We start from the raw sequence: 24,486 nt of genomic DNA, 5'->3' as shown, positions 1-24,486 counted from the left end.
GTCAGAACCGATCCACACGATAGGGGGTCATATCGATGGCCGGCGTCGCGCCACACATCATCTCCGCCGCGATCCGCCCGCTCGTCGCCCCCGCCGTCAGCCCGATATGCCCGTGCCCGAACGCATGGAAGGCATTGCCCATCCGGCTTGCTCGCCCGAGCACAGGCAGGGAATCCGGCATGGACGGCCGGAACCCCATCCAGCGCGACAGCCGCTCCTCAGGATAGCTTTCCGCCAACGCCGGAAACAGCGCCTTCGCCCGTCCGAGCAGCATGTCGGCCCGACGCCAGTCCGGCGGCGCGTCCAGCCCCGCCAGTTCCACCGTCCCGGCCAGCCGCAAGCCCCCCGCCATGGGCGTCGCCACGAACTTGCCAGCCGTGTCGAGGATGGAAATGCGCGGCATCGCCTCGGGATCGCGGATCATCAGATGATAGCCCCTCTCCGTATCGAGCGGCACCCGGTCCCCCAGCATCGCCGCCAGTTTGCGCGAATGCGCGCCTGCCGCCAGCAACACCGCCGACGCCGGCAGCACGCCCGCATCGGTCCGCACCGCCGTCACCATCCCGCCCGCGCGCTCAAAGCCCAGCGCCGCCGCCCGCGTAATCACGCCGCCCTCGCGCACGAACTGCTCCGCCATCCGCGCCACCAGGGCGGCGGGATCGGGCGTATGGCCATTCTCCGCAATGAAGATGCCCTTGGCATAGGTATCGGCGATAGCGGGATCGAAGTCCCGCAAGGTCGCCCCGTCCCATTCCTCCACCACCGTCCCGGTGATGTCGCGCAGGTGCCAGCCCAGCGCGTCGGCGCGAAACGCCTCCTCGCTGCGATAGACGACCAGATGCCCTTCCGCCTTCACCAGATAGCCCGCCCCCGCCGACCGGGCGAGCGCTGTCACATCCTCCAGCGCCGGCAGTATCAGCGCGCGTAGCGCCCGCGCTTGATATTCCACCTTGTCCCGCGTGCCGGCGCGCAGGAACCGCACCAGCCAGGGCGCCAGCCGGGGCAGATAGCGCCAGCGAATCTTGAGCGGCCCCTGCGGATCAAGCAGCCAGCGCGGCACATTCTTTGCCACGCCCGGCATCGACACGGGCACAGTGGACGACAGGTTGAAACAGCCCGCATTGCCCGAGGAAGCCCCAGATCCCGGCGCATGGGGATCGACCAGCGTCACGCCACGCCCCGCGCGGCGCAGATAGAGCGCCGCACTGACCCCGACGATGCCGGCGCCGACCACGATAACGGGCGGCTCTTCCTTCATTTATCCTCCATAGGCCAGAGCATGGCCTGTACCAGACAGCTTCCGGGCGCTGGCCCCTGCGACAGGCGCGAACTGCCGATATCGGCGGTCAGCACATTGGGATTGCCCGCTTGGTCGATCGGCCCGCCCTCGTCATCGACAGGATTCCAGGTCGCCCCCGTCGCCAGCACGCACACGCCTGGCATCACCGCATCGGACAGCACGGCGCCAGCCAGCACCCGCCCACGATCATTATACAGCATCACCAGATCGCCGTCGTTTATCCCGCGCGCCGCCGCATCTTCCCGGTTCAGCGTCACCGGCTCGCGCCCCGCCACCCGCGCATTGCGGCTCGGCCCGGCAGCCTCCAGCTGGTTGTGCAGCCGGTGCGCCGGCTGGGGTGAGAGCAGGTGCAACGGAAAGCGCTCCGCCAGCGGCGAACCAAGCCATTCCTCCGGCGCGCGCCAGACGGGATGGCCGGGGCACTCGTCATAGCCGAAGCTCGCGATCACATCGCTCTGCACCTCGATGCGCCCCGAAGGCGTTGAGAGCGGGGACGCGACGGGATCGGCGACGAAGTCGCCCAACAGCGCCCAGCTTGCGGGCGCATCCTGCCCTTCATCAAGCGCGGCGAAGCCCCGGTCCCAGAAGGCATCGAACGGCGGCAGATCGGGATAGCGGTCCCTATAGCCATCATAGAGGCGTGCGATCCACCCCGGTTCGTCCAGCCCTTCGGTAAAGGCGTCCGCCACGCCGAAGCGCGCGGCAAGATCGGTGAAGATCGCATGATCATCGCGCACGAGGGGCGGCGGTGGCGACACCTGCCGGCTGGCGATGATCCAATTGTCGCGCGAACAGACGGCGACATCGTTGCGCTCGAACGGGAAAGTGGCAGGCAGCACAATATCGGCCAGTCGCGCCGTCGCGGTCCACACCGGCTCATGCACGATCACCGTCTCCGGCCGTTCCCACGCGCGGCGCAGGCGGTTCAGATCCTGATGATGATGGTAAGGATTGCCCCCCGCCCACCAGATCAGGCGGATATCAGGCAGGTCAAGCGTGCGGCCGTTATAGGCAAGCATACCGCCGGGCCGCTCCAGCAATTCAGTAATCCGCCCAACCGGGATATAATGCGACACCGGGTTGCGCCCCTGCGACACCGCAGGGCCCTTCAGATAGCGCACCGGCTGCCCCACCGATCCCACTGCCGTCAGCCCGAACGCAAAGCCGCAACCCGGCTTCCCCACATGGCCCGCGAAGCAGGCGAGGCCCAGCGCGGCCTGATAGGGCAGCTCGCCAAAACGCGCCCGCTGGAGCGACCAGGCGACGTTGATGAGGCTGGGCTGCGCGGCAAGATCATAAGCGAGTTCGCGGATCAGCGCCGCCGGCACGCCCGACAGTCTCTCGGCCCATTCCGGCGTCTTGACGACCCCGTCTTCGCGCCCCGTCAGATGATCGGCGAAGCGGTCATAGCCGCTGGTGCAGCGATCCATGAAGGCGAGGTCCGCCCGCCCGTCCTTTAGCAGCACATAGGCCATGGCCAGCATCACCGCCGTGTCGCTGTTAGGCCGGATCGGCACATATTCCACGTCCGGCGCGGGCGCGTCGTCGCGCGAGCCGCTGAACACCACCATCCGCATGCCATTGGCCAGCGCCCGGTCGCACCACTCGCGCGATCGGTGCGCGCCGCTGCCCCCGGCTTGCACTTGCGCGTTGGACATGCGCAACCCGCCAAAGGCGAGCATCAGCCGGCAATGCCCCGCGATCCCGTCCCAGGACGGCGCACACTCGCCCGCATCATCATATTCCGGGCCGATCAGATGCGGGATCAGCGGCCCCGCCGTCCCGTAACTATAACTATGCACCGACCCGGTGAACCCGCCGATCAGATTGAGAAAGCGCTTCAACTGGCTCTGAGCATGGTGGAACCGCCCGGCGCTGGCCCAGCCATAGGAGCCGGCATAGATGGATGCATTGCCATGCACCGCCCGGACCTGCTCCAGCCGCCCGGCAACAAGATCCAGCGCCGTCCCCCAATCCACCGGCACGAATGGCTCGCGCCCGCGCAAATGGCCCGACGGCTGATCGGGCTGCGCCAGAAAAGAAACGCGCACCATCGGTTGCAGGATGCGCGCTTCGCTGTCCGCCATGTCGAGATAGGCCGCGCCCGTGGGTGAGGGATCGGGGTCGTGGCGAAAGGCGCGCAGGCGCGGCGCCACGCCTTCCTGGCGCTCGACCTCGTAAGTCCCGAAATGCGTCGCAAAAAGGTCCATGGCCTGCTGTCGAAACGATCCCTCTGCCCCATGATTCGCGGTGCGAACCGGACGATCCTATGCGCGTCCTAACGGTATTCCGATCTGTATTCAATTATGTTAATGCTTATTGGTTCGGGATTGAAATGCGGTCCACCAACTTCATCACCCTGGGTTTGACCCGGGTCCCGCTTCTTAGCAGCGTCGCAAAGGGAAAAGGGACCCTTGGGGCAACAATAGGGTGATGTGTTTCGATCCAACAGATCCGGGCACATCGACATTCACTCCGGGGTGACGATGGTGGGATGAGCCTGACGGGGGTGCGCGATGTATTTTGAGTCACGACTATGGGCCTTCACCCGCGGCATACGCGGCCGGATCGTCTGGACCACCGGGATCGGCCTCCTTTCCGTGGCCTGCGGCATCGGCCGGCTCGCCATGCTCGGCTGGCTGCTCGCCGGACTTCTGGGGGGCAAGCCGATCGAAACGCTCGTCCGCCTGATCCTCGGCATCGTCGCCGTCATGGCCGCCCGTGCAGCGCTGGAGCAAGTCCGCGCCATGGCCGCGCACCGCACCGCCGCGATGGTGCAGGCAAAGTTGCGCCGCACCATCTTCGACAAGGTCGCCGCGCTCGGCCCCGGCTATGCCGGCATGCAACGCTCCGCCACGCTGACCCTCGCGCTCACCGAAAGCATCGACCAGCTGGAAACCTGGTTCGGCAAGTTCCTGCCGCAATTCGGCCTCGCCATCCTCACCCCGCCGCTTATCTTCCTCACCATCGCCTTCATCGATCTGCCGGTCGCCTGCACCCTGCTCGCCTTCGCCCTGCTGGCGCTGTTCGGCCCGGCGCTGTGGCACGCGCTCGACCAGAGGAACGCGCAGGGGCTGCGACAGGCCTATGGCGCCTTTGCCGCCGATTTCCTCGATTCGGTGCAGGGCCTAGCCACGCTGAAAGCGTTCGGCCAGAGCAAGGCGCGCGGCGATCGCTTGGCGATCCGCGCGCAGGAACTGTGCACCCGCACGATGCGCGTCCTCGCCACCAATGTCATGGTGCGCGGCATTACTGACAGCATGATCGCGCTGGGCGCCGCTGCCGCGCTGGCGGTGGGCTGCTGGCGCATCGCCAACGGTCAGATGGGCCTGCCCGAACTGGTCGTCATCGTGCTGCTGGGCACCGAAACCTTCCGTCCGATCCGCGAGCTGCGCAGCGCCCTGCATCAGGGCATGGTCGGCCTGTCGGCGGCACAGGGTCTCTACGTCCTGCTGGACGCCGACCCTATCGTCGCCGATGCCCCGGCCCAAGCGCTGCCCACCCTCGCCCCGACGATCGATTTCGATGCCGTGCGTTTCGCCTATCCCGGCACGAGCCGCACCATCCATGACGGGCTCGACTTCCATGTGCAGGCGGGCGAGCGGATCGGCATCGTCGGCACGTCGGGCGTGGGCAAGAGCTCGATCGTGCGCCTGCTGATGCGCTTCTACGATCCTGTCGCGGGCACGATCCGCATCGGCGGCCATGACCTCAGATCCCTCAGCTTCGCCCAGATCCGCGCACGCATCGCCGTGGTCAGTCAGGAGGCGACACCCTTCCACGGCACCATCGCGGAAAATATCCGCTTCGGCCGCGCCGACGCGAGCGATGCCGATGTGGAGGCGGCCGCCCGTGCCGCCAATATCCACGACCATATCCTCTCGCTCCCCATGGGCTATGCCACGACGGTGGGCGAGCGCGGCATCAAACTGTCGGGCGGCCAGCGCCAGCGGCTCGCCATCGCCCGCGCGCTGCTGCGCGATGCGCCGATCCTTGTGCTGGACGAAGCCCTCTCCGCCGTGGACGCGGAAAATGAGCTGGTCATCCAGCGCGCGCTCGACCGGCTGATGGTCGGCCGCACCACTTTGGTGCTGGCGCATCGCCTCTCCAGCGTCATCGGCTGCGACCGCATCCTCGTCATCCATGAAGGCCGGGTCGCCGAACAGGGCAGCCACGCCGCGCTGCTGGCGCAGGACGGCCTCTATGCCCGGTTGATGCGCGAACAGGCGGAGGAGGCCGCCCTCGCCGCTCCGGTCCACGAAGCGCCCGCAGCCGGCACCGCCGCGCCGGTGGTGCAGGGCACCGCCCTCACCCGGGCCCCGACCGAAGGCGTCATCGCCGCCAAAGGCCTTGGCTGGCGCGCCCTTTCCGCCACGCTGCTCCGCATGGTCGCGCCGTTCAAGCTGTGGCTGACCGGCACGATCCTGTCGGGCATCGCCCGCGTCTTCGCATTTGCCGGCGTCGGTGCGCTCAGCGCATTGGTGATCCGCGCGATGCGCAATGGCGAAGACCCGACTCCACTCCTTATCGCGCTGGGCATCGTCGCGTTGGCGTCGGGCGCGCTGCACTGGCTTGAATCCTGGCTCGCGCATGACATGGCCTATCGCCTGCTCGCGCAGATGCGCATCGCCATGTACCGCAAGCTCGACGCGCTCGCCCCCGCCTATCTGGTCCGCCGCCGCGCCGGCGACCTGATGGCGCTGGCCACCGCCGACATCGAGCTGGTCGAATATTTCTTCGCCCACACCGTCGCCCCTGGCTTCGTCGCGCTGCTGGTGCCCGCCGTGGTGATCGGCGTGCTGGCGACCGAAAGCCTTTGGGTTGCGCTCACCCTGCTCCCCTTCATCCTCGCCGTCGGCCTCAGCCCGTTCCTGATGCGCGAACGTATCGACACGCTGGGATCACGCGTGCGCGAAGCGACAGGGGAACTGGCCGCCTATGCCGTCGAATGCGTGCAGGGCCTCGGCGAAATCGCGATGTTCGGGCGCGAGGGCGAGCGCGGCGATCGGATCGAGGCGCTGACCCGCGCCCATGCCGCCGCCCGCCTCCCCTATTTCGCCAGCCTGACGCGCCAGCAGGGCTTTCAGGAACTGGTGCAGGGCCTGGGCGGCCTCGCCGTCGCGGTCGCGGGCGGGGTGATGGCGGGCAAAGGGGCGATCGATCCCGGCCTGCTCCCGCTGCTGACCCTACTCGCCATGGCCGCCTTCCTCCCCATCTCCGAAATCGCGCAGATCGGGCGGCAGTTGTCCGACACGCTGGGCGCCGCACGCCGCATCTATGCGCTGGAGAATGAGCCCGTGCCGGTGACGGATGGTCCGCTCTCGCCCGCCATGCGCGCCGCACCCACACTGGCGCTGGAGCAGGTCGGCTTTACCTATCCCGGCGCGCGCGGGCGACAGCTGGACGATGTGTCGCTCACCCTCTCGGCCGGTGAGACTCTGGCGATCGTCGGCCCATCGGGCGCGGGCAAGACCACCATGGCGCAGCTGCTGCTGCGCTTCTGGGATCCGGACAGCGGCACCATCCGACTTGACGGCACCGACCTGCGCGATTTCCAGCTCGACGCGCTGCGCAGCCACAGCGCCCTCGTCTCGCAGGACACCTATCTCTTCAACGACACGCTGGAGGCGAACATCCGCCTCGCCCGACCCGATGCCAGCGACGAGGCCGTCCGTGCCGCCGTCCAAGACGCAGCGCTCGACGATCTGGTCGCCAGCCTGCCGGCCGGCCTTGCCACCATGGTCGGCGAACGCGGCGCCTCGCTCTCTGGCGGCCAGCGCCAGCGAGTCGCCATCGCCCGTGCGCTCTTGAAGAACGCGCCCTTCCTGATTCTGGACGAGGCGACCTCGCATCTCGACGGCCCCAGCGAGCGCCGCATCCGCCAGGCGGTCGGCGCGCTGCGCCAGCGGCGCACGACGATCATCATCGCTCACCGCCTGTCCACCGTGCGCGACGCGGACCGAATCGCGGTGATGGAGCGCGGCCGCATAGTCGAATGCGGCGACCATGCCGCACTGCTCGCCAAAGGCGGCCTCTATGCACGGCTGGTCGGACGGCAAATGGCGGCGGTTAGCGCGGCAATCTGACAGTTTTTTTGCTGATTTGTTCCGGCCCTGTTGACAGCAGGAGGAATTTGAACACTACTCTGTATACAGATTTGGGTTCAGGGGAATGACCGCATTATGACATCCACCGTCACAGGTGCTGAAGCAGCAGTTCAGATGCTCCAGCAGCATGGCGTCAAGCACATCTTCGGACTGTGCGGCGACACCAGCCTGCCCTTCTACGACGCCCTCTACCGGCTTGACCACGGCATGGAACATATCCTGACCCGCGACGAGCGCAGCGCCTCCTATATGGCCGATGCCTATGCCCGCGTGACCGGCAAGGTCGGCATCTGCGAAGGCCCCAGCGGCGGCGGCGCCACCTATATTCTGCCCGGCGTGATCGAGGCGAACGAATCGTCCAGCGCCGTGCTTTCCATCACTTCCGACGTGCCGGTCACGGCGCGCGGCCGCTATCCGCTGACCGAACTGGACCAGAAGGCGCTGTTCGCCCCGCTGACCAAGTGGAACGCCGTGGTCGACCATGTCACGCTGATCCCGCACATCTTCCGCACCGCCTTTCGCGCGATGACCACCGGCCGCCCCGGTGCCGCGCATATCGGCCTGCCTTACGATCTTCAGAAGCAGACGCTCGACGCCGCGCAGATCTGGGCGCAGCCGCAGCATCGCAGCTTTCCCGCCTTCCGCACCGGCCCCGACCCGGACATGGTGGCCGCCGCCGCTGACGTCATCCTTGCCGCCAGGCGTCCAGCCTTCATCTGCGGCGGCGGCGCCATCATCTCGGGTGCGACAGCAGAGTTGGTGGCGCTCGCCGAACTTCTCGACGCGCCCGTCGCCTCGACCATCAGCGGCCATGGCGTCATCTCCGACGATCACCCCCTCGCGGTCGGCGTGGTCGGCGCCAATGGCGGCACCGACCAGACCCGGGAAGCGATCGCGGATGCCGACACGGTGATCTTCATCGGCTGCCGCGCCGGCTCCACCACCACCGAACATGGCACAGCGCCCAAGCGCAACATTCCGATCGTCCATATCGACGTCGATCCAATGGTCGTGGGCGCCAACTATCAGATCGAAGCCGGTATCGTCGGCGACGCGCTGCTGTGCCTGCGCGCACTCGGCGCGGAAATCAGCCGGCGGCTGGAGGGCAAGGGCCGCAACACCGACGCCGCCGCCCGCCTGTCCGGCCTGCGCGCCGCCAAGCGCGCCGCCTTCGAGCGGCTCGCCCACTCCACCGACGCGCCAATCCGCCCGGAGCGCGTTCTGGCCGCGCTACAGAAGGCGCTGCCTGCCGACAGCATCGTCGTCGCCGATCCCGGCACGCCCTGCCCCTATGTGTCGGGCCATTTCAATTTCAACAGCACCGGCCGCCGCTTCATCACCAACCGCGCCCATGGCGCGCTCGGCTTCTCGCTCCCGGCGTCCGTGGGCGCCTGGTACGGCTCACCCTCGTCGAAGGTCATCGCGCTGATGGGCGACGGCAGCTTCGGCTTTGCGGTCGGCGAGATGGAGACTATGGTGCGCAAGGGCGTGCCGATCACCATGATCGTCTTCTCCAACTCCTCCTTCGGCTGGATCAAGGCGAGCCAGAAGGACGGCTATGGCGAACGCTATTTCTCGGTCGATTTCAACCGGTCGCACCACGCCCGCATCGCCGAGGCGTTCGGCGTGAAGGCGTGGCAGGTCAGTGATCCGGCGGATCTGGACGCGGTTCTGCGCGCGGCGATCGCGCATGACGGGCCCACGCTGATCGATGTGATCTCGCAACCGCTGGAAGAGTCCGCCGTCCCCGTCAGCACCTGGATGGGGTGACGGCCAAGAAAATCTTCTACAGCATTAAGAACAGTTCTGCATACAGTTTTGTCGATTGGTTTAGTAGAGATATAGAGCGGTGCGAAGCCGCCTATCGCCTGCCCGAACGGGGGCCGGGTCGCACAAGCAGATGAATGCGCCCGCCCCTAAACATATGACGAAACAAAAGGGGACGTTCCAATGGCTACACTGCGTACCAGATTCCTCGCGAGCACCGGCATCGCGATCATGCTTGCCTGCGGGGCCACCTCCGCCTTCGCACAGGACAATCCTCTCGCCGATCAGGCAGCGGACAGTCCCGGCGGCGACATCATCGTCACCGGTACGCGGCGCCAGGGCGTCAGCGAACTCACCAGCACCACCCCGGTCGACGTGGTGAGCGAGGAAGCGCTCAAGTCCGTAGGCGCCACCAATCTGGGCCAGGCGCTGCAGATCCTGGCGCCTTCGGTCAATTTCCCGATGAACCGCGCCAACACGCTCGCCACCTCCACAAAGCAGGTATCGCTGCGCGGCCTGTCGCCGGACGAGACGCTGGTGCTGGTCAGCGGCAAGCGCTGGTATCCTTCTGCCGGCGTCAACACGGGCGACAGCTTCGGTCGCGGATCGCAGGCGACGGACCTTGCCGCCCTGCCCCTGATTGGCATATCCCGCATCGAGGTGCTGCGCGACGGCGCATCGGCGCAATATGGCTCCGATGCGGTGGCCGGCGTCGTCAACGTGGTGCTGCGCACGGGCGAGAAAGGCGGCGAGATCAAGGCGGAGAACGGCATCCAGGCGGAGTCGGGCGACGGCTTTTCCCGCTATGTCGGCGGCTGGTGGGGCTTGGGCGTGGGTCCGGGCGTCCTGACGCTGAGCGGGGAATGGCAGAAGACCGACTTCGTGCCGCTCAACCGGGGCACGGACACGCGCCAATATTACACGCCCACGACGCCCGAGAAGGAAGCCAGCGCCCCGCTGCGCAACTGGCAGACGGGCCTTGGCGAAAGCGAATCCATCGCGCTGGCCGCAACGTTGGACATGCCGCTGTCGGACAAGGTTAAGCTCTATGGCATCGCCAACTATGCCAAGCGGAAGACGGCGGGCTATTCGCCCACCCGCCTGCCCAACAGTAGCGCGAACGTGCTGGCGGTGACGCCCGACGGCTATCAGATCAAGGGCTGGGGCAAGCCGCGCGACTATGCCGGCGTGCTGGGCGTGAACTACAAGGGCGACAAGGACACGCTGGACGCGTCGATCTCCTACGGCCGCAGCGACGTCATCCTGGAAGTCGACAATAGCGAGAACCCGTCCTACGGCATCAACACGCCGCGCGACTTCTATCTCGGCAAACTCAGCAACCGCCAGACCAACCTGCAGCTCGACTATACCCGCGAGCTGGACGTGGGTCTGGCCAGTACGCTGACCTTCTCAGCCGGCGCGGCCTATCGCTGGGATTCTTACCGCCAGTTCTCCGGACAGGAGGAAGCGTACAGCTTCGGCGGCGTGACCGGCGTGCCGATCGGCGTGACCGGCGGCGGTTTCATCGTGCCTGACGCGTCCGATTATGACACCAACCGGCGCAGCTATGGCGGCTATGTCGGGCTGGAAGGCGATCTGTTCAGCGGCTTCACCATCGGCCTTGCCAGCCGGGTCGAGCATTTCAGCGACTTCGGCACCGCCGTCACCGGCAAGGCGTCGGCCCGCTATGCCTTCTCCCCGGCGATCGCGGTGCGTGCATCGGTCAACAACGCCTTCAAGGCGCCGTCGATCGGGCAACTGTCGCTCTACGCGTCGACGCCGCAGCAGATCACGCCGACCGCCGCCAACCCGACCGGCCGCGTGGAAACGCTGCTGCTGCCGTCGGGATCGGCCATCGCCTCCGCGGCCGGTGCCCAGCCGCTCGATCCGGAAAAGTCGTTGAACTTCTCGGGCGGCATCGTGCTGACGCCTGCCGAGGGCCTGTCGCTGACGATCGACGGCTATTATATCCGCATCAAGGACCGCATCGCCCTGTCGGCGATCCTGTCGGGCACCGGCATCAACGCGCTGCTGACCGAGGCGGGCTATCCCACGGTCTATGGCGCGCAATATTTCGTCAACATGGGTCAGACGTCGACCCGCGGCGTGGACGCGGTCGCCAACTACTCCATCCCGCTGAGCGGCGGCAGCCTCGATCTAATGGCGTCGGCCACCTACAACAAGAACAAGATCGACAAGATCACCGCCGGCTCTTTCGGCGGCACGCCGCTCATCAATTATTTCAGCGTGGCTTCGCTCTTCTACAACGCCACGCCGAAATATCGTCTGATGGGCCAGGAAACGCTGAACCTGGGCAACTTCAAGCTGCAGGCGACGCAGAGCTATTATGGTCGCTATGGCGGTGCGAACAACCAGGCGCCGGGCACCGAATTCTGGTTCGACCGGCTCTTCACCGCCGACTTCCTGGCCAGCTTCGAGACCGGCGACAAGTTCACCTTCTCGCTCGGCGTGCGCAATGCGTTCGGCGCGAAGCCCGAGATGGTGCCCAATTCGGGCAATGGCGGCCGGCTGTCCAACTCCAGCCTTGCCATCATCAATCCGGGCGGCGCCTATGCCTATGTGGGCGTCTCCAAGCTGTTCTAGAAAAAGAGGAGGGATAAAGTGGCGCGCAACCCTGACGACCGGCTGAAACTGGCCATCCTGATCAACGCTTCGGGCAACCATGTTGCCGGCTGGCGTCACCCGGAGTCCGGCACCGAGAAGACGGGTAGCCTGTCGCATTATCTGCGGGTCGCGCAGAAGGCGGAGGAGGGGAAGTTCGACATCATCTTCTTCGCCGACTCCTCCGCTCTTTACGACGGCACGCCAGAACATCAGGCCCGGGTGGTCAAGGGGCTGGAGGCGACCGAACCCAAACGCCACCTGGAACCCTTCACGCTGCTGTCGGCCATCGCCACCCAGACCAGCCATGTCGGCCTGGTCGGCAGCGCCACCACCACCTATGAGGAGCCCTTCCACGTCGCGCGCATCCTGGCCACGCTCGATCATCTGAGCGAGGGGCGCGCGGGGTGGAACCTCATCACGTCGGCCAACCCGGCCGAAGCCCAGAATTTCAGCCGCGACAAGCATGTTGCCCATGCCGACCGCTACGACCGGGCGGAAGAGTTCGTCGATATCGTGCGCGGCCTGTGGGATACGATCGATGATGGCGCCTTCGTGCGCGATCGCGAGACCGGCCAATATGCCGACCTGTCGAAGATCCGCACGCTCGACCATGTTGGCAAGCATTTTTCGGTGCGCGGTCCGCTCAACGTCGCGCGCCCACCGCAGGGCCATCCCCTGATCGCGCAGGCCGGGTCATCGGAGCCGGGCATGAAGCTCGCCGCGCGGACCGCCGACATGGTGTTCACCGCGCAGCGCAACCTCGACAACGCGAAAAAATTCTACGCAGACATCAAGGCGCGCGCCGCGGCCGAGGGGCGCGATCCGGCGCAGGTTCTGGTCGTGCCTGGCCTCGTGCCCTTCGTCGGGCGGACAAAGGAGGATGCGCAGGCCTTCCACCGCGAATTGCAGGCGCTCATCAAGCCGGAAGTGGGCCTGGCGCTGCTGACCGAACTGCTGGGCGAGTTCGACCTGTCGGCCTATCCGCTCGACGGTCCCCTGCCGCCGATCGACGCCGTTCCCGAAGGCTCCAAGAGCCGGTTCGAGCTGGTGACGAAACTGGCTCGCGCGAACAATTATTCGATCCGCCAGACATACGAGAATATTGCCAGTGCCAGCGGCCACGGCCTCGTCATCGGATCACCGGAAGAGATTGCCGACCACATGGAACTCTGGTTCCGGGAAGAGGCCTGCGACGGCTTCAACCTGCTGCCGCCCGTGACGCCCAAAGCCTTCGACGATTTCGTCGATCTTGTGGTGCCCGAACTCCAACGGCGCGGCATCGTTCAATGCGATTACAGTCCCGCGCCGACCCTGCGCGAGCGGCTTGGCCTTCCCCGTCCCGACAGTTCACTAGCCAAGGAGTGAGGAATATGCGTCGTCTGCCCGTCCTTGCCGTGCTTGCCCTTCTGACCGCCGGTGCCGCGCAGCGGGCGATCGCCCATGGCATGTATGTGGCCCCGCGCCACGGCACGCTGGGCATCGTGGTGGGCTTCTCGACCGACGACGACGCCTATCCCGTCCATAAGGTCGCGAGCTCCGTCTCCTATGATGCGGGTGGCAAGGCGACGCCGGCGACGCTCCTCCTCCATAGCGACCATGCGACCATTTCTGCTCCCGCCAGCACCGCCGCGCTGGTGACGACCGTCGACTATGGCTTCTACGCCCGCCCCGCCGGCGGCAAGTGGAAGGAAATGCGCAAGAGCGTGATGCCGGGTGCAGGCGAAGGGCTGCATGCGATCAAATATAATGTCCGCATCATGGGACTGGGCCAGCAGGGCAAGAGCCATGATCTGGGCTTGGAGATCGTTCCGCTGGCCGACCCCATGATCATGAAGTTGGGAGACAAGCTACCACTGCAGGTGCTGCTCAACGGCAAGCCGCTCAAGGGCGTGCGGCTGACCGAGAATTTCCTGGGCGATGACACGATCCTGACCGCACCGACCGATGCGGACGGCAAGACGGTGACCACCCTGCGCGCGTCGAAACTAAACGTCATCAGCATCGAATATGACGCCCATGTCAGCGGCGAACCGGACGTCGACTTCTACCGCTATTTCGTCACGCTCGATTTCGACCTTCCCCACACCGAACCGGAATGAGCCTCTCGGGCCGCGCCAATAAGAGAAGATCATGACATATCGTCCGTTGCTCCCTCTGCTATGGCTGGCTGTGCTGTTGCCCACGCAACTGCACGCCAGCAGCGCCTTCTTCGTCGCGGAGCGGGTCAGCAGGCCCACCGTGGTGATGGCCGAAGTCTCGACGGACGAGGCCTATGACCCGACGGTGCTCAAGAGGGTGCAGGGCTATGACAGTGCCGACAAGCCCGTCGCCGTGCCGCACAGCGTGCTGACCGACCATGTCGTGCTCGATCCGCCGGAACAGGCCGCGACGATCATCCTCGTCGCCGACTTCGGCTACCACGCCCGCCCCGCCAATACGCAGAAATGGCAGAATGGCCGCAAGTCGCAGCTGCCCGGCACATCGGTCGGCCTCCATGCGATCAAGGAAAGCGTCAACCTGATGGCGCCGGCGCCCGCCACCCTGCATCCGCATGGCCTCCGGATCGAGATCGTGCCGCTGGTCGATCCCTTCACCCTGAAGCGCGGAGACCGGCTGCCCGTGCAACTGCTGCTGCGGGGTAAGCCCCTGGCGGGCGTGAAACTGCAGGAAAATTTCCTCTCCACCATGGCGGATCAGTCCAACCCCACGGATGCACAGGGACGGACGGAGGTACTGTTGCACGCCGACCAGTTCAATGTGATCCAGCTCACCTATGAAGAGGCGGTGAAGGGCGATCCCGACGTCGATTTCATGCGCTATAACACCGCCCTGACCTTCAACCTGGCCAATGCAGAGGGACAGTGATCATGACCAAGAAACTCCTGCGCCTCTCTCCCCTTCTTGCCGCGACCAGCCTGTTGGCGGCGTGCGGCGGCGGCCCGGCCACATCCGACAAGCTCTGCTACCCCGCCACCAAAGAGCGCCCGCTGGAAGGCACGCTGGTGCTCAACACGTCGGGCGGCACCTTCTGGGAAGCCTTTGCCAAGGCGCATATCGCCAATTTCGAGCGCGACTGCGGCGTGAAGGTGCAGACCATCGTCACCACCCATAACTTCCCGCAACTACGCGCCTATGTGCAGTCGAACAACGTCCCCTATGACGTCTCCTACACCGGCTCTCCCTGGGAGTTCGAGCAAGGCATCAAGGAGGGGCTGTTCCATCCCCTGCCCGCCGATTTCTGGAAGCCTGCGCAGAACAAGCTGCTGCCCGGCTCCTTCAACGAATATGGCACCTGGCTCAGCACCTATTCCGAAGTGCTGGTCTGGTCGAAAAAGGCATTGAAGAGCGAGCCGCAGGGCTGGGCCGACCTGTGGGACACGGCCAAGTTCCCCGGCCCGCGCACCTTCTACGACCATCCCTACATGCTGGTCATCGCGCTGCTGGCGGATGGCGTGGCACCAGCCGACATCTATCCGATCAACGATATGAAGGTGAAGCGCGCCTTCGCCAAGCTCGACCAGATCCGCCCGCAGGTCCGCAACTATTGGGCGACCGGCGACGAGCCGATCCAGGGCATCAACCGAGGCGACTTCACCATCGGCGTGGCGCAGAGCGGCCGCGTCATATCCGGCCTCGCCGCTGGCTTTCCGATCGGCATCAGCTGGAAACAGAATGTCCTGTCCAACGCCTGGCTCTTCATCCCGAAGGGCGCAGGCCACACGGTCGCGGCCGAGGCGTTCTTGAACTACGTCAACAATCCGGAGCATCAGGCGATCTTCGCCACCGCAACCGGCTATGGGGCGGGCGCGAAGGAAACCACCAATTATGTGGCGGAAAAGGATCGCGGCAACCTCACCACCGCACCGCAGAATCTGGAACAGGCCGTGCCGATCGACAATGACTGGTGGCAGGCGAACGGCGCGCGGATGCAGACGCTATGGCGCGAATGGGTCGCGACGGGCAAGACCAACATCAAATGACCGACACGCAGACCCCAGCCATCGCGTACCGCGATGTCTCCAAATATTACAGCGGCTTCACCGCGCTCGACACCGTGTCGCTAACCGTCTCGGACGGCGAGTTCGTGACCCTGCTCGGCCCTTCGGGATCGGGCAAGTCAACGCTGCTCAGCCTCGCTGTCGGCAGCATCGATGCCGACAGCGGCATCGTGGAGATACGCGGCCGCGACGTCCGCCGGATGAAACCGCACGAGCGCAATATCGGCATGGTTTTCCAGCGCTATTCGCTCTTCCCCAACAAGACGGTCGCGGAAAATATCGCCTACCCGCTGGTGATCCGGAAGGTAGCGAAGGACGAGATCGCCAGCCGCGTCTCCGCCAGCCTCGCCACCATGAACCTGATGCAACAGGCGAACCGCTACCCCAGCGAAATCTCCGGCGGTCAGGCACAGCGCGTCGCCGTCGCCCGCGCGCTGGTCTTCTCGCCCGACCTGCTGCTGATGGACGAACCGCTCGGCGCGCTTGACAAGAGCCTGCGCGCCGGCCTGCAGGAGGAAATCCGCCGGCTCCAGCGCGCCAGCGGGGTCCCCACCCTCTACGTCACCCACGATCAGGACGAGGCCATGTACCTTTCCGACCGGATTGCGCTGTGCAACCATGGCAGGATCGTGGTGCTGGGCGCCCCCCGCGAACTCTATGAAGAACCCGGGTCGCAATGGGAGGCCTGCTTCTTGGGCGAGGCGAACATCCTGCCGGTATCCAGCTGGACCCGCACCGCCGACGATGTACAGGTCGCCCTGTCCATCGGCACGCCCGTCACCGCAAAGGCCAAGCCAACCCTCGACGCTAACGGCGCTTCTGTGCTGATGATCCGCCCGGAATATGTCCATGTCGGCGAGAGCATTACCCCAACCATGTCGCGGGTCAGCGCCACCATCACCGACATCGTCTTCCTTGGCCCCCGCCAGCGCGTGTCACTGGAGATGGCGGACGGTACGCCCCTGGTCGCCGACCTGCGCCCGTGGGAGCGTCCCGGCGTGCCGGGCGACACGGTCAGTTGCGGCTGGAACGACCATCACAGCCGGCTGGTCGAGGCAGGCGGCGCATGAGCGAGGAGCACCCCGCCCCCCTGCCCGACCTGCCCCGCCTGCGCGCCTGGCTGACGGTCGGGCGCGGTCTGCCGCGCCGGGGCTCCAGCGGCGTGCTGCTGCTCGTCCCCGCTCTGCTGGTGGTCTCCGCCTTCGTGATCCTGCCGGTCGTCTACAGCCTCTATCTCTCCTTCCACACACCTACCGGCTTCGGGCTCGACGCCTACGCCAATTTCTTCGCCTATGAACAATATGCGATCGCGCTGTGGAACACCGCCCTCTTCTCCGCCGTGTCCGCCCTCGCCGCCGTGCTGATCGCGCTGCCGGCCTGCCTCTATGTCGCCACGCAAAAGGGCTGGATCTTCCAGCTGTTCCTGGGCGCCCTCGGTGTCGCGCTCGCCATTTCCGGCCTGATCCGTACCGTCTCCTGGCAATTGCTGCTCAGCCGCTCGGGCGTGGTCGATGCCGCCGCGCAGGCGCTGGGCCTCGCCGATGCGCCGCTCGACCTGCTCTATTCCAAGACCGCCGTGCTGATCGGCATGACCCAGATCATGCTGCCCATCGCCGCCATGTCGCTGCTGAACGGCCTGCGCGGCATCGACCATGAACTGATCCGCGCCGCCGCCTCTCTGGGCGCCTCTCCGCTGCGTGCTGTCGGGGATGTGTGGTGGCCACAGATGCGCAAGCCCATCGCCAACGCGCTGCTGCTGGTTTTCACCCTCACCACCGGCTTGTTTCTCATCCCCGCGCTACTGGGCGGCCCGTCCGACACGGTGCTGGGCAAGCTGATCCTGTCCGACATGACCTATGATTTCCAGACCGGCGCGGCGCGCGCCTCCGTCTCCGGGATCATCACCATGTGGATGGTGCTGGCCGTGACGCTGCTCTGCCTGCTCATCGGCGGCAAGCCCTTCCATCGCAGGAGCCGCCCATGAAGCGCACGCTCAAGGTCGCGGGCGCGGCCTATACGCTGCTCGTCATCCTCTTCCTGCTGCTGCCCGCCATCGCCGTGCTGCCCGCCAGCATCGGCAAGTCGGAATTCATCGAATTTCCTCCCAGCGACCTGACGCTGGACTGGTACCATCAGGTCGCCAACGACAGTGGCTGGATCGATTCCGCGATGCTCTCACTACGCATCGCCATCCTGACCGCCGTCGTGACGACCGCGCTGGCGCTGCTGTTCGGCATCGTCCAGATGCGCAAGGGCGCCGTGCCGCGCTGGGCGATCCTGACCGTGTTGCTGCCGCTCTGGACCCCGCATGTCGTGCTGGCGTCGGGCGTGTTCGCCGCATTCCTGCCCACGGGCCTGGTCGGTGGAGAGACGCTGCTGGTACTCGCCAACACGGCGATGGCCCTACCCCTGTCCGCCACGCTGATCCTCGCCTCCTTCGCGACGATCGACCCGACGCTCTGGACCGCCGCCGCCTCGCTCGGCGCGAAGCCCACCACGATCCTGCGGACCGTCGTGCTGCCGTTGGTGGCGCTGGGCGTCGCCATGTCGGCCATCCTCGCCTTCCAGTCCGCTTGGGACGAAACCACCTTCGCGCTGTTCATCGGGCCGGTGCTGACCCCGGTTCTTTCAGCACGCATGTATGCCTATGTGTCGCAGACGGTGACGCCGGCCATAGCCGCTGTCTCCGCCATCGTCACCGCCGTGACTCTGATCTGCGCGATCGTCTTCGCCTTTCTTCAGGCGCGCCAGCGCCGCCGCAGGAGCCTTGCCACCCAATGACCTACACGACCCTCATCTCCGCGACCGATCTCGCCCCGCTCGTCGCAGCAGGCGATGTCGTCCTGTTCGACTGCGAGTTCGATCTGGCCGCACCCGCCGCCGGCCACGCCACCTATCTGGAGGAGCACCTGCCCGGCGCCCGTTACCTGCACCTGGACGCCGACCTGTCGAGCGCGCCCAGCGGCACCAATGGCCGCCACCCCCTGCCCGACCCCGCGGTCTTTCAGGACAAGATGCGCGCCGCCGGCGTGATGGCCGGGCAGCAGGTCGTCGCCTATGACAGCGCCGGCGGCCCTTATGCCGCACGCGCCTGGTGGTTGCTGCGCTGGCTGGGACATAAGGCAGTCGCCGTGCTGGACGGCGGCAAGGCGGCGTGGCTCGCCACCGGCCAGGCCCTCGAAAGCGGCGAACCCGCCGCCGCCACGCCCGGCAACTTCACTGCCACCGCGACCGATCCCGCCGCGACCGTCAGCGCCGACGATGTCCTCGCCAATATCGGCGGGGACCGCCTCGTAATCGATGCTCGCACCGCCGAGCGCTGGCGCGGCGAGCCCAGCCCGCTCGACCCGGTCAGCGGCCACATCCCCGGCGCGGGCAATCGCTGGTTCAAGGACAACCTTGCCGCCGATGGCAGCTTCAAGAGCGCCGATGCCCTCGCCGCCGACTGGCGCGCGGTGATGGGCGAGAAGGCCCCCGAGGCCCTGATCCTGCAATGCGGCTCCGGTGTCACCGCCTGCCACAACGCGCTGGCGCTGGAAGTCGCCGGTCTTCCCGGCGCCGTCCTCTACCCCGGCTCCTGGAGCGAATGGATCAGCGACCCCACCCGCCCGGTGGAAAAGGCCTGAAAACTCCCCTCCCGCTTGCGGGAGGGGTCGGGAGAGGGCTTGTCTTCCCTGTATAGCCCCTCCCCTTCAGGAGTAAGACAGCCATCACACCGCCTTCACCAGCATATACACCGCCACACAGGCTACCACCCCGGCAAACAGCCCATGCAACGCTTCGCCACCGCGCCGGGCCAGCCCCCGCGCCGCCATCGCGCCTAAGCCGCCGCCGATCACGCCGCCCCCCAGCAGCGCACTCGCCAGCCACCAGTCCACCCAGCCGGACAGCGCATAATTCGCCGCCGTGGTGAGCCCGAACGCCGTCACCCCCACCAGCGACGACCCGATCGCATAGAGCAAGGGCATTCCCGTCGCCGCCACCAGCCCCGGCACGATCAGGAAGCCCCCGCCAATCCCGAAAAAGCCCGATATCACGCCCACGCCCCCGCCTACCGACAGCAGGCGCGGCAATTTCTGCCGCGCGTCGATGTCGACGGGGGCGGCGGGCTGCGCGGCGCGTCCGCCCCGCAGCATCAGCGCCGCGACCAGCAGCATGAGGAGCGCGAACAATAAGATCAGATGTTGCCCGTCCACCGCCTTGCCGATGCTCGATCCCAACGCCGCGCCGCTCACCCCCGCGCCCGCGAACCATAGCGCGCAGGGCCAGTGGACATGCCCCGCCCGCGCATGCGGCAGCAGGTTGAGCCCCGCATTGGCCGCCACCGCGCAGGCACTGGTGCCGATCGCCAGATGCGGGTTGGCGACCCCCACGGCATGAATCATCAGCGGCACCGCCAGGATCGACCCGCCCCCCCCGATCAGTCCCAGCGAAAAGCCCACGATCACGCCGGACCCCACCCCCACCCCATATTGGAGGAGGTCCAGCGCCACCGTCAGAGCCGGTCGATCGGCAGCTTGAGGTAGCGTACCCCCTCCGCATCGGCTGGCGGCAACTGCCCCCCGCGCAGATTGACCTGCACCGACGGGATCATCAACCTCGGCAGCGATAGCGTTGCATCCCGCGCCTGCCGCATCGCGACGAAGGCCGCTTCCCCGATGCAGCCACCGACATGGACATTGTCCCGCCGCTGCGCCCCCACGCTGGTTTCCCAATGATGTTCGGCGCGTCCTGGCGCCAGATAGTCATGCCCCACGAACATGCGCGTCTCGTCCGGTAGCGCCAGCAGCCGCCGGATCGACCGATAGAGAAGATGCGCGTTCCCACCCGGGAAATCGGCTCGCGCCGTTCCATAATCAGGCATGAACAACGTATCGCCCACGAACAGCGCATCGCCGATCAGATAGGCGAGGTCGGCGGGCGTATGGCCGGGCCCATGCAACGCCAGCCCCTGCAACCCGCCGATGACAAAGCTGTCGCCATCCTCGAACAGATGGTCGAACCACGCGCGTGCGTCGGCGCGGCCGAACAGCGGCGCGAAAAAGCCGTCTACCGCCCCCACTGCGCTCCCAATCGCGCAGCGCCCGCCCAGCCGTTCGCGCAGATAGGCGGCGGCTGACAGATGATCGGCATGGACATGGGTTTCCAGCTGCCAGGCGACGCTCAGCCCCTCCGCCTCGACATGGGCGACGATCGCATCGGCCCCCGTGCGGCAGGTGCGGCCGGACACCGGATCGAAGCCCAGCACGGAGTCGATAATCGCCGCGACCTTCGTAACCGGATCCTGCACGACATAGCTGACCGAATTGGTCGGCGCATCGAAGAAGGCCGTCACTGCAGGCTTGGGCGCAGCCCCCCGGCCTGTCGCCCCGATGATCGTACGCGCCCGCTCCAGCGCCTTATGCCACGCCATGCCAGACCGTCTCCATATCTGTATACAGATATGTACGCAATGAGTCGGGGCGCGTCAATCGGTAGCGTCAGATAGGTCTATGCTCCCACATCCGCTCATTTCGTGCGAAGTCGAGAAAACACATAGCGCTGCACTAGCGGTTTCTCGACTTCGCTCGAAACGAACAAGGGCTTATAGCACGCGATCCAGGAACTGCCGCGTCCGCGCATCCTGCGGACCGTCGAACAGCTGCGCCGGCGGCCCATGCTCCACGATGCGCCCGCCATCGGTGAAGTAGATCGTGTCGGCGATCTCCCGCGCGAACCGCATCTCATGCGTCACCAGCAGGCAGGTCATGCCCCCCGCCGCCACGTCGCGGATGGTGCTCAGCACCTCCTTCACCGTCTCCGGGTCCAGCGCCGCCGTCACCTCGTCGAACAGCATCACCTCAGGCCGCATCGCCAGACTGCGGGCGATCGCGACGCGCTGCTGCTGGCCGCCGGACAGCTCGCCGGGATAAGCGCCCTCCTTCCCCTCCAGCCGCACCCGCGCCAGCAGGTCGCGCGCCCGCGCCTCCACCTCTGCCCGATCCTCCTTCAGCACCTCGACCGGCGCCAGCGCGATATTCTGCATGACCGTCAGATGCGGGAAAAGATTATAGCTCTGGAAGATCATCCCCACCCGCCGCCGCAGCGCCAGCACGTCCAGCCCGCCCGGCGCGGTCACGTCGATCCCGCAGACCTCGATATTTCCTGCCTCCACTGGCGTCAGCGCGTTCAGCGTCCGCAGCAAGGTCGACTTGCCCGACCCCGAAGGGCCGATCAGCGCCACGATTTCCGACCGGCGCACCGACATCGACACATCCTGCAACACGACATGGTCGCCATAGGCCTTGCGCACATGGGACACGGTGATCTGGACGGGCTGCGTCACGCGGGGATTCTCCACTGGCGTTCCAGGCGGCGCGACAGCCGCGAGATCGGATAGATGAAAAGGAAGAAGATCAGGAAGGTAAGCCCATAGGCCGGTAGCAGCAGGTCGGGGCTCGTCTCGCTGGCAAGCCGGTCGGCCAGGTTGCTCATCATCTCGCGTACACTGAGCGTGGAGGCGAGCGAGGTGGCCATCATTACCGCGCAATAGATGTTCATCCAGGGCGGTACCATCGACCGCAAGGTCTGCGGCAGGATGACGAGCCGCAGCGTGCGCCGATGATCGATCCCCAGCGCGGCGGCCGCATCCCACTGCCCGCGATCGACCGACTGGATCGCACCCCGCACCATCTCCGCCACATAGCCCGCCGCCGGAAGTGCGATGCCCACGCACGCCTTGGCGAAATCGGACAGGCGGATGAATTGGCCGCCCAGCGACAGCTCATAGGGGATGAGGTACATGATGAAGAACATCATCACCAGCCAGGGCGCGTTGCGCAGGAAACCGGTCACCGCCCGCCCGACACCGCGCACGGGTCCGGCCGGCGCGATCAGCGCGGCCCCCAGCAGCACGCCGATCAGGCTGGCCAGCGCCATCGCGAAGATGCTCATCGCGATGTTGACGAGGAACCCCTCCAGCAGCGCCGGGGTCCAGCCGATGACCMCCCCCGCCGTTTCGGGATCATAGCGCAGCGACCACCAGAGCAGCGTCCCCGCGACGATCAACAGTATACCGATCAGGCTCTTCACAGCAGCGCTCCCGGCAGCGCCAGGCGCTTCTCCAGCCGCCGCACCGCCCAGCCGACCGACCCAACCAGCGCCATGTAGGTCAGGAACAGCATCAGCATCGTTTCGGGCACATTGGCGCTTTCGGTCCAGATGCGGTTGCTGGCGTAGAGCAGTTCGGGCACCGCGATGGCATAGGCGGTGCTGGTCGACTTGATCGCCTGCGCCAGTGCATTGCCGATCGTGGGCAAGGCACGGCGGATGGCGATGGGCAGGATGACGTAGCGGAAGACACGCCACCGATCCATGCCCAGTGCCTCCGCCGCCTCGACCAGCCGCGCGGGCACGCTCTCGATCGCGGCGCGCAGCGCCTCCACCTGAAACGCGCCGGCATGCAGTCCCAGCGCGATGACCGCCCAGGGCACATTGCCCAGCAACCTCACCTGCCCGCCCGCGTCATCCGACACCATCGGCAGCAGCGACCCGATGCCGAAATAGAAGAAATAGATCTGCGCCAGCACCGGCGTATTGCGGAACAGCTCGACATAGCCGGCCACGATCGAGCGCGGCGCGGATGCCCGCATCTGCGTCACGCCCGCACCCATCACGCCAATGACGACCGACAGGATCAGGCTGCCCACCGCCAGCAGCAGCGTATAACCCAGCCCTGACAGAAACCGTCCCCGGTCGAACCCGGAAAAGAGCACAGAGAAATTGATGCCGCGGTCGAGCAGCCATTCGCCCACCCCCGCGCCTATCGGCGCCGGATCGCCTTCGCCCGGTGCGGGCGGCACTGCCGCGAGGCGCTGGCCAGCATATCTCGCATGTTCCGCCGCCGCGAGCGGATTAGGCGCGATGGCGTATTTTTTCTCCAACGCCACGATCGTGCCGTCCCGGTGCCAGTCGCGGATGATCTCGTCATAGATGGCCGCCATGGTAGCATCGCCGCGGTTGAAGGCGATGCCCATGCGGAAATAGGCGTCGGGCGGAAATTTCGCCTCGAACCCGTTCCATTTGCCCGACCGCTGCATCCGCTCCCAGGGCGGCACGCCTGTGATCTGGCCCAGGCATCGCCCGTCCGCCACCGCCTTCTGCACCTCGGCCGGGTTGTAGAAGGTCACATATTCGACGCCATATTTCTTCTCGAACACCGGCATCCAGGCGGAACCCAGCGCACCGCACACCTTGCGCCCGCGCAGGTCCTCCCAGCGCGACACGGTGAGCGATTTGGGCGCTACGAACACCGCACCGATCGCATAGAATTTCTCTTCACTATATTGCAGCGCCCCGGCCCGGCTGCCGCTTTCCATCAGGAACATGAAGTCGCAGCGGCCCTCACGGATGAACTGCACCCGGCTGGCCGGCGTCTCACGTACGGACACGAGATCGAGATCGAGGCCCAGCTTCTTGCCGATCGCATCGCGCACCTTGCCGGCCAGGTCGTGATAGAGGCCCTTCGCCTGCCCGTCCCGGTCGATATAGCCGAAGGGCGGTCCGTCCAGCCCCTCGCACACCGCGACCTGCCCTCGCCGCTCGATTGCCGCCAGCCCATCGGGCTTGCGCGGCGCACACGCCGTCAGCGTGACCATGCCGATCATCAGAAAAACTATCGCAGCGACCAGCCGACGCATCTTGCCCCTTT

Annotated in this window: 18 protein-coding genes; 11 read left to right on the top strand and 7 right to left on the bottom strand. The window is 66.3% G+C overall.

The genetic code is table 11. From position 1 onward, the window contains the following. Nucleotide 1: 1 nt before the first annotated feature. Both A0J57_RS17145 and A0J57_RS17140 read right to left on the bottom strand, forming a co-directional pair. The gene (locus A0J57_RS17145; protein ID WP_061937620.1) at nucleotides 2-1,258 is read right to left on the bottom strand and encodes an FAD-binding oxidoreductase; all 1,257 of its coding nucleotides are present in this window, start codon (nucleotides 1,256-1,258) and stop codon (nucleotides 2-4) included. Next, a complete protein-coding gene (locus tag A0J57_RS17140) occupies nucleotides 1,255-3,510 on the bottom strand; it encodes a molybdopterin-dependent oxidoreductase (protein WP_061937617.1) in 2,256 nt (751 codons plus the stop codon). The genes A0J57_RS17145 and A0J57_RS17140 overlap by 4 nt, the downstream gene beginning before the upstream one ends. 306 nt (nucleotides 3,511-3,816) lie before the next feature. On the opposite strand from A0J57_RS17140, the gene A0J57_RS17135 reads away from it, so the two are divergent. From A0J57_RS17135 to A0J57_RS17085, 11 genes are all read left to right on the top strand, one after another. Beyond that, nucleotides 3,817-7,386, top strand: a complete 3,570-nt coding sequence (locus tag A0J57_RS17135) for an ABC transporter ATP-binding protein (RefSeq protein ID WP_061937613.1) — start codon at nucleotides 3,817-3,819, stop codon at nucleotides 7,384-7,386. Between the two features lie 96 nt (nucleotides 7,387-7,482). Further along, nucleotides 7,483-9,177, top strand: a complete 1,695-nt coding sequence (locus A0J57_RS17130) for a thiamine pyrophosphate-binding protein (RefSeq protein ID WP_061937610.1) — start codon at nucleotides 7,483-7,485, stop codon at nucleotides 9,175-9,177. Nucleotides 9,178-9,357: 180 nt separating this feature from the next. Beyond that, on the top strand, nucleotides 9,358-11,778 hold the full coding sequence (locus A0J57_RS17125; protein WP_061937607.1) for a TonB-dependent siderophore receptor: 2,421 nt from the start codon (nucleotides 9,358-9,360) through the stop codon (nucleotides 11,776-11,778). A gap of 18 nt (nucleotides 11,779-11,796) precedes the next feature. Continuing rightward, nucleotides 11,797-13,164, top strand: coding sequence for an LLM class flavin-dependent oxidoreductase (locus tag A0J57_RS17120; RefSeq protein ID WP_061937604.1), 1,368 nt, complete (start codon nucleotides 11,797-11,799; stop codon nucleotides 13,162-13,164). Nucleotides 13,165-13,169: 5 nt separating this feature from the next. Next, complete coding sequence (locus tag A0J57_RS17115) at nucleotides 13,170-13,898, top strand: DUF4198 domain-containing protein (RefSeq protein ID WP_061937601.1); 729 nt, start codon at nucleotides 13,170-13,172, stop codon at nucleotides 13,896-13,898. Between the two features lie 31 nt (nucleotides 13,899-13,929). After that, entirely contained in the window at nucleotides 13,930-14,664 is a 735-nt protein-coding gene (locus tag A0J57_RS17110) for a DUF4198 domain-containing protein (RefSeq protein ID WP_061937598.1), read from the top strand. A gap of 2 nt (nucleotides 14,665-14,666) precedes the next feature. Beyond that, nucleotides 14,667-15,779, top strand: a complete 1,113-nt coding sequence (locus A0J57_RS17105) for an extracellular solute-binding protein (protein WP_061937595.1) — start codon at nucleotides 14,667-14,669, stop codon at nucleotides 15,777-15,779. Beyond that, nucleotides 15,776-16,867, top strand: coding sequence for an ABC transporter ATP-binding protein (locus A0J57_RS17100; protein ID WP_061937591.1), 1,092 nt, complete (start codon nucleotides 15,776-15,778; stop codon nucleotides 16,865-16,867). The genes A0J57_RS17105 and A0J57_RS17100 overlap by 4 nt, the downstream gene beginning before the upstream one ends. Further along, complete coding sequence (locus A0J57_RS17095) at nucleotides 16,864-17,781, top strand: ABC transporter permease (RefSeq protein WP_061937588.1); 918 nt, start codon at nucleotides 16,864-16,866, stop codon at nucleotides 17,779-17,781. Before A0J57_RS17100 ends, A0J57_RS17095 begins: the two co-directional genes overlap by 4 nt. Next, nucleotides 17,778-18,578: an ABC transporter permease gene (locus A0J57_RS17090; RefSeq protein WP_061937585.1), complete on the top strand. Its 801-nt coding sequence runs from the start codon at nucleotides 17,778-17,780 to the stop codon at nucleotides 18,576-18,578. The genes A0J57_RS17095 and A0J57_RS17090 overlap by 4 nt, the downstream gene beginning before the upstream one ends. Continuing rightward, nucleotides 18,575-19,423, top strand: a complete 849-nt coding sequence (locus A0J57_RS17085; RefSeq protein ID WP_061937582.1) for a sulfurtransferase — start codon at nucleotides 18,575-18,577, stop codon at nucleotides 19,421-19,423. The genes A0J57_RS17090 and A0J57_RS17085 overlap by 4 nt, the downstream gene beginning before the upstream one ends. Nucleotides 19,424-19,507: 84 nt before the next feature. Here the strand turns inward: A0J57_RS17085 and A0J57_RS17080 are convergent, their stop codons facing one another. From A0J57_RS17080 to A0J57_RS26655, 5 genes are all read right to left on the bottom strand, one after another. Beyond that, nucleotides 19,508-20,290 (bottom strand): sulfite exporter TauE/SafE family protein, encoded by a 783-nt coding sequence (locus A0J57_RS17080; protein ID WP_061937580.1) that lies wholly within the window; start codon nucleotides 20,288-20,290, stop codon nucleotides 19,508-19,510. Nucleotides 20,291-20,292: 2 nt separating this feature from the next. After that, entirely contained in the window at nucleotides 20,293-21,210 is a 918-nt protein-coding gene (locus A0J57_RS17075) for an MBL fold metallo-hydrolase (RefSeq protein WP_061937578.1), read from the bottom strand. Between the two features lie 171 nt (nucleotides 21,211-21,381). Continuing rightward, complete coding sequence (locus tag A0J57_RS17070) at nucleotides 21,382-22,122, bottom strand: amino acid ABC transporter ATP-binding protein (protein WP_237764079.1); 741 nt, start codon at nucleotides 22,120-22,122, stop codon at nucleotides 21,382-21,384. Next, complete coding sequence (locus A0J57_RS17065; protein WP_061937570.1) at nucleotides 22,119-22,868, bottom strand: amino acid ABC transporter permease; 750 nt, start codon at nucleotides 22,866-22,868, stop codon at nucleotides 22,119-22,121. The genes A0J57_RS17070 and A0J57_RS17065 overlap by 4 nt, the downstream gene beginning before the upstream one ends. Beyond that, nucleotides 22,865-24,475 carry an ABC transporter substrate-binding protein/permease gene (locus A0J57_RS26655; protein WP_082718706.1) on the bottom strand — a complete coding sequence of 537 codons (1,611 nt, stop codon included), beginning with the start codon at nucleotides 24,473-24,475 and terminating at the stop codon, nucleotides 22,865-22,867. The genes A0J57_RS17065 and A0J57_RS26655 overlap by 4 nt, the downstream gene beginning before the upstream one ends. Between the last annotated feature and the right edge of the window lie 11 nt (nucleotides 24,476-24,486).

It is taken from the genome of Sphingobium sp. 22B (assembly GCF_001580035.1).
In the GTDB taxonomy this organism is placed as follows: Bacteria; Pseudomonadota; Alphaproteobacteria; order Sphingomonadales; family Sphingomonadaceae; genus Sphingobium; species Sphingobium fuliginis.
This window is presented reverse-complemented; position numbering and strand designations above follow the sequence as displayed.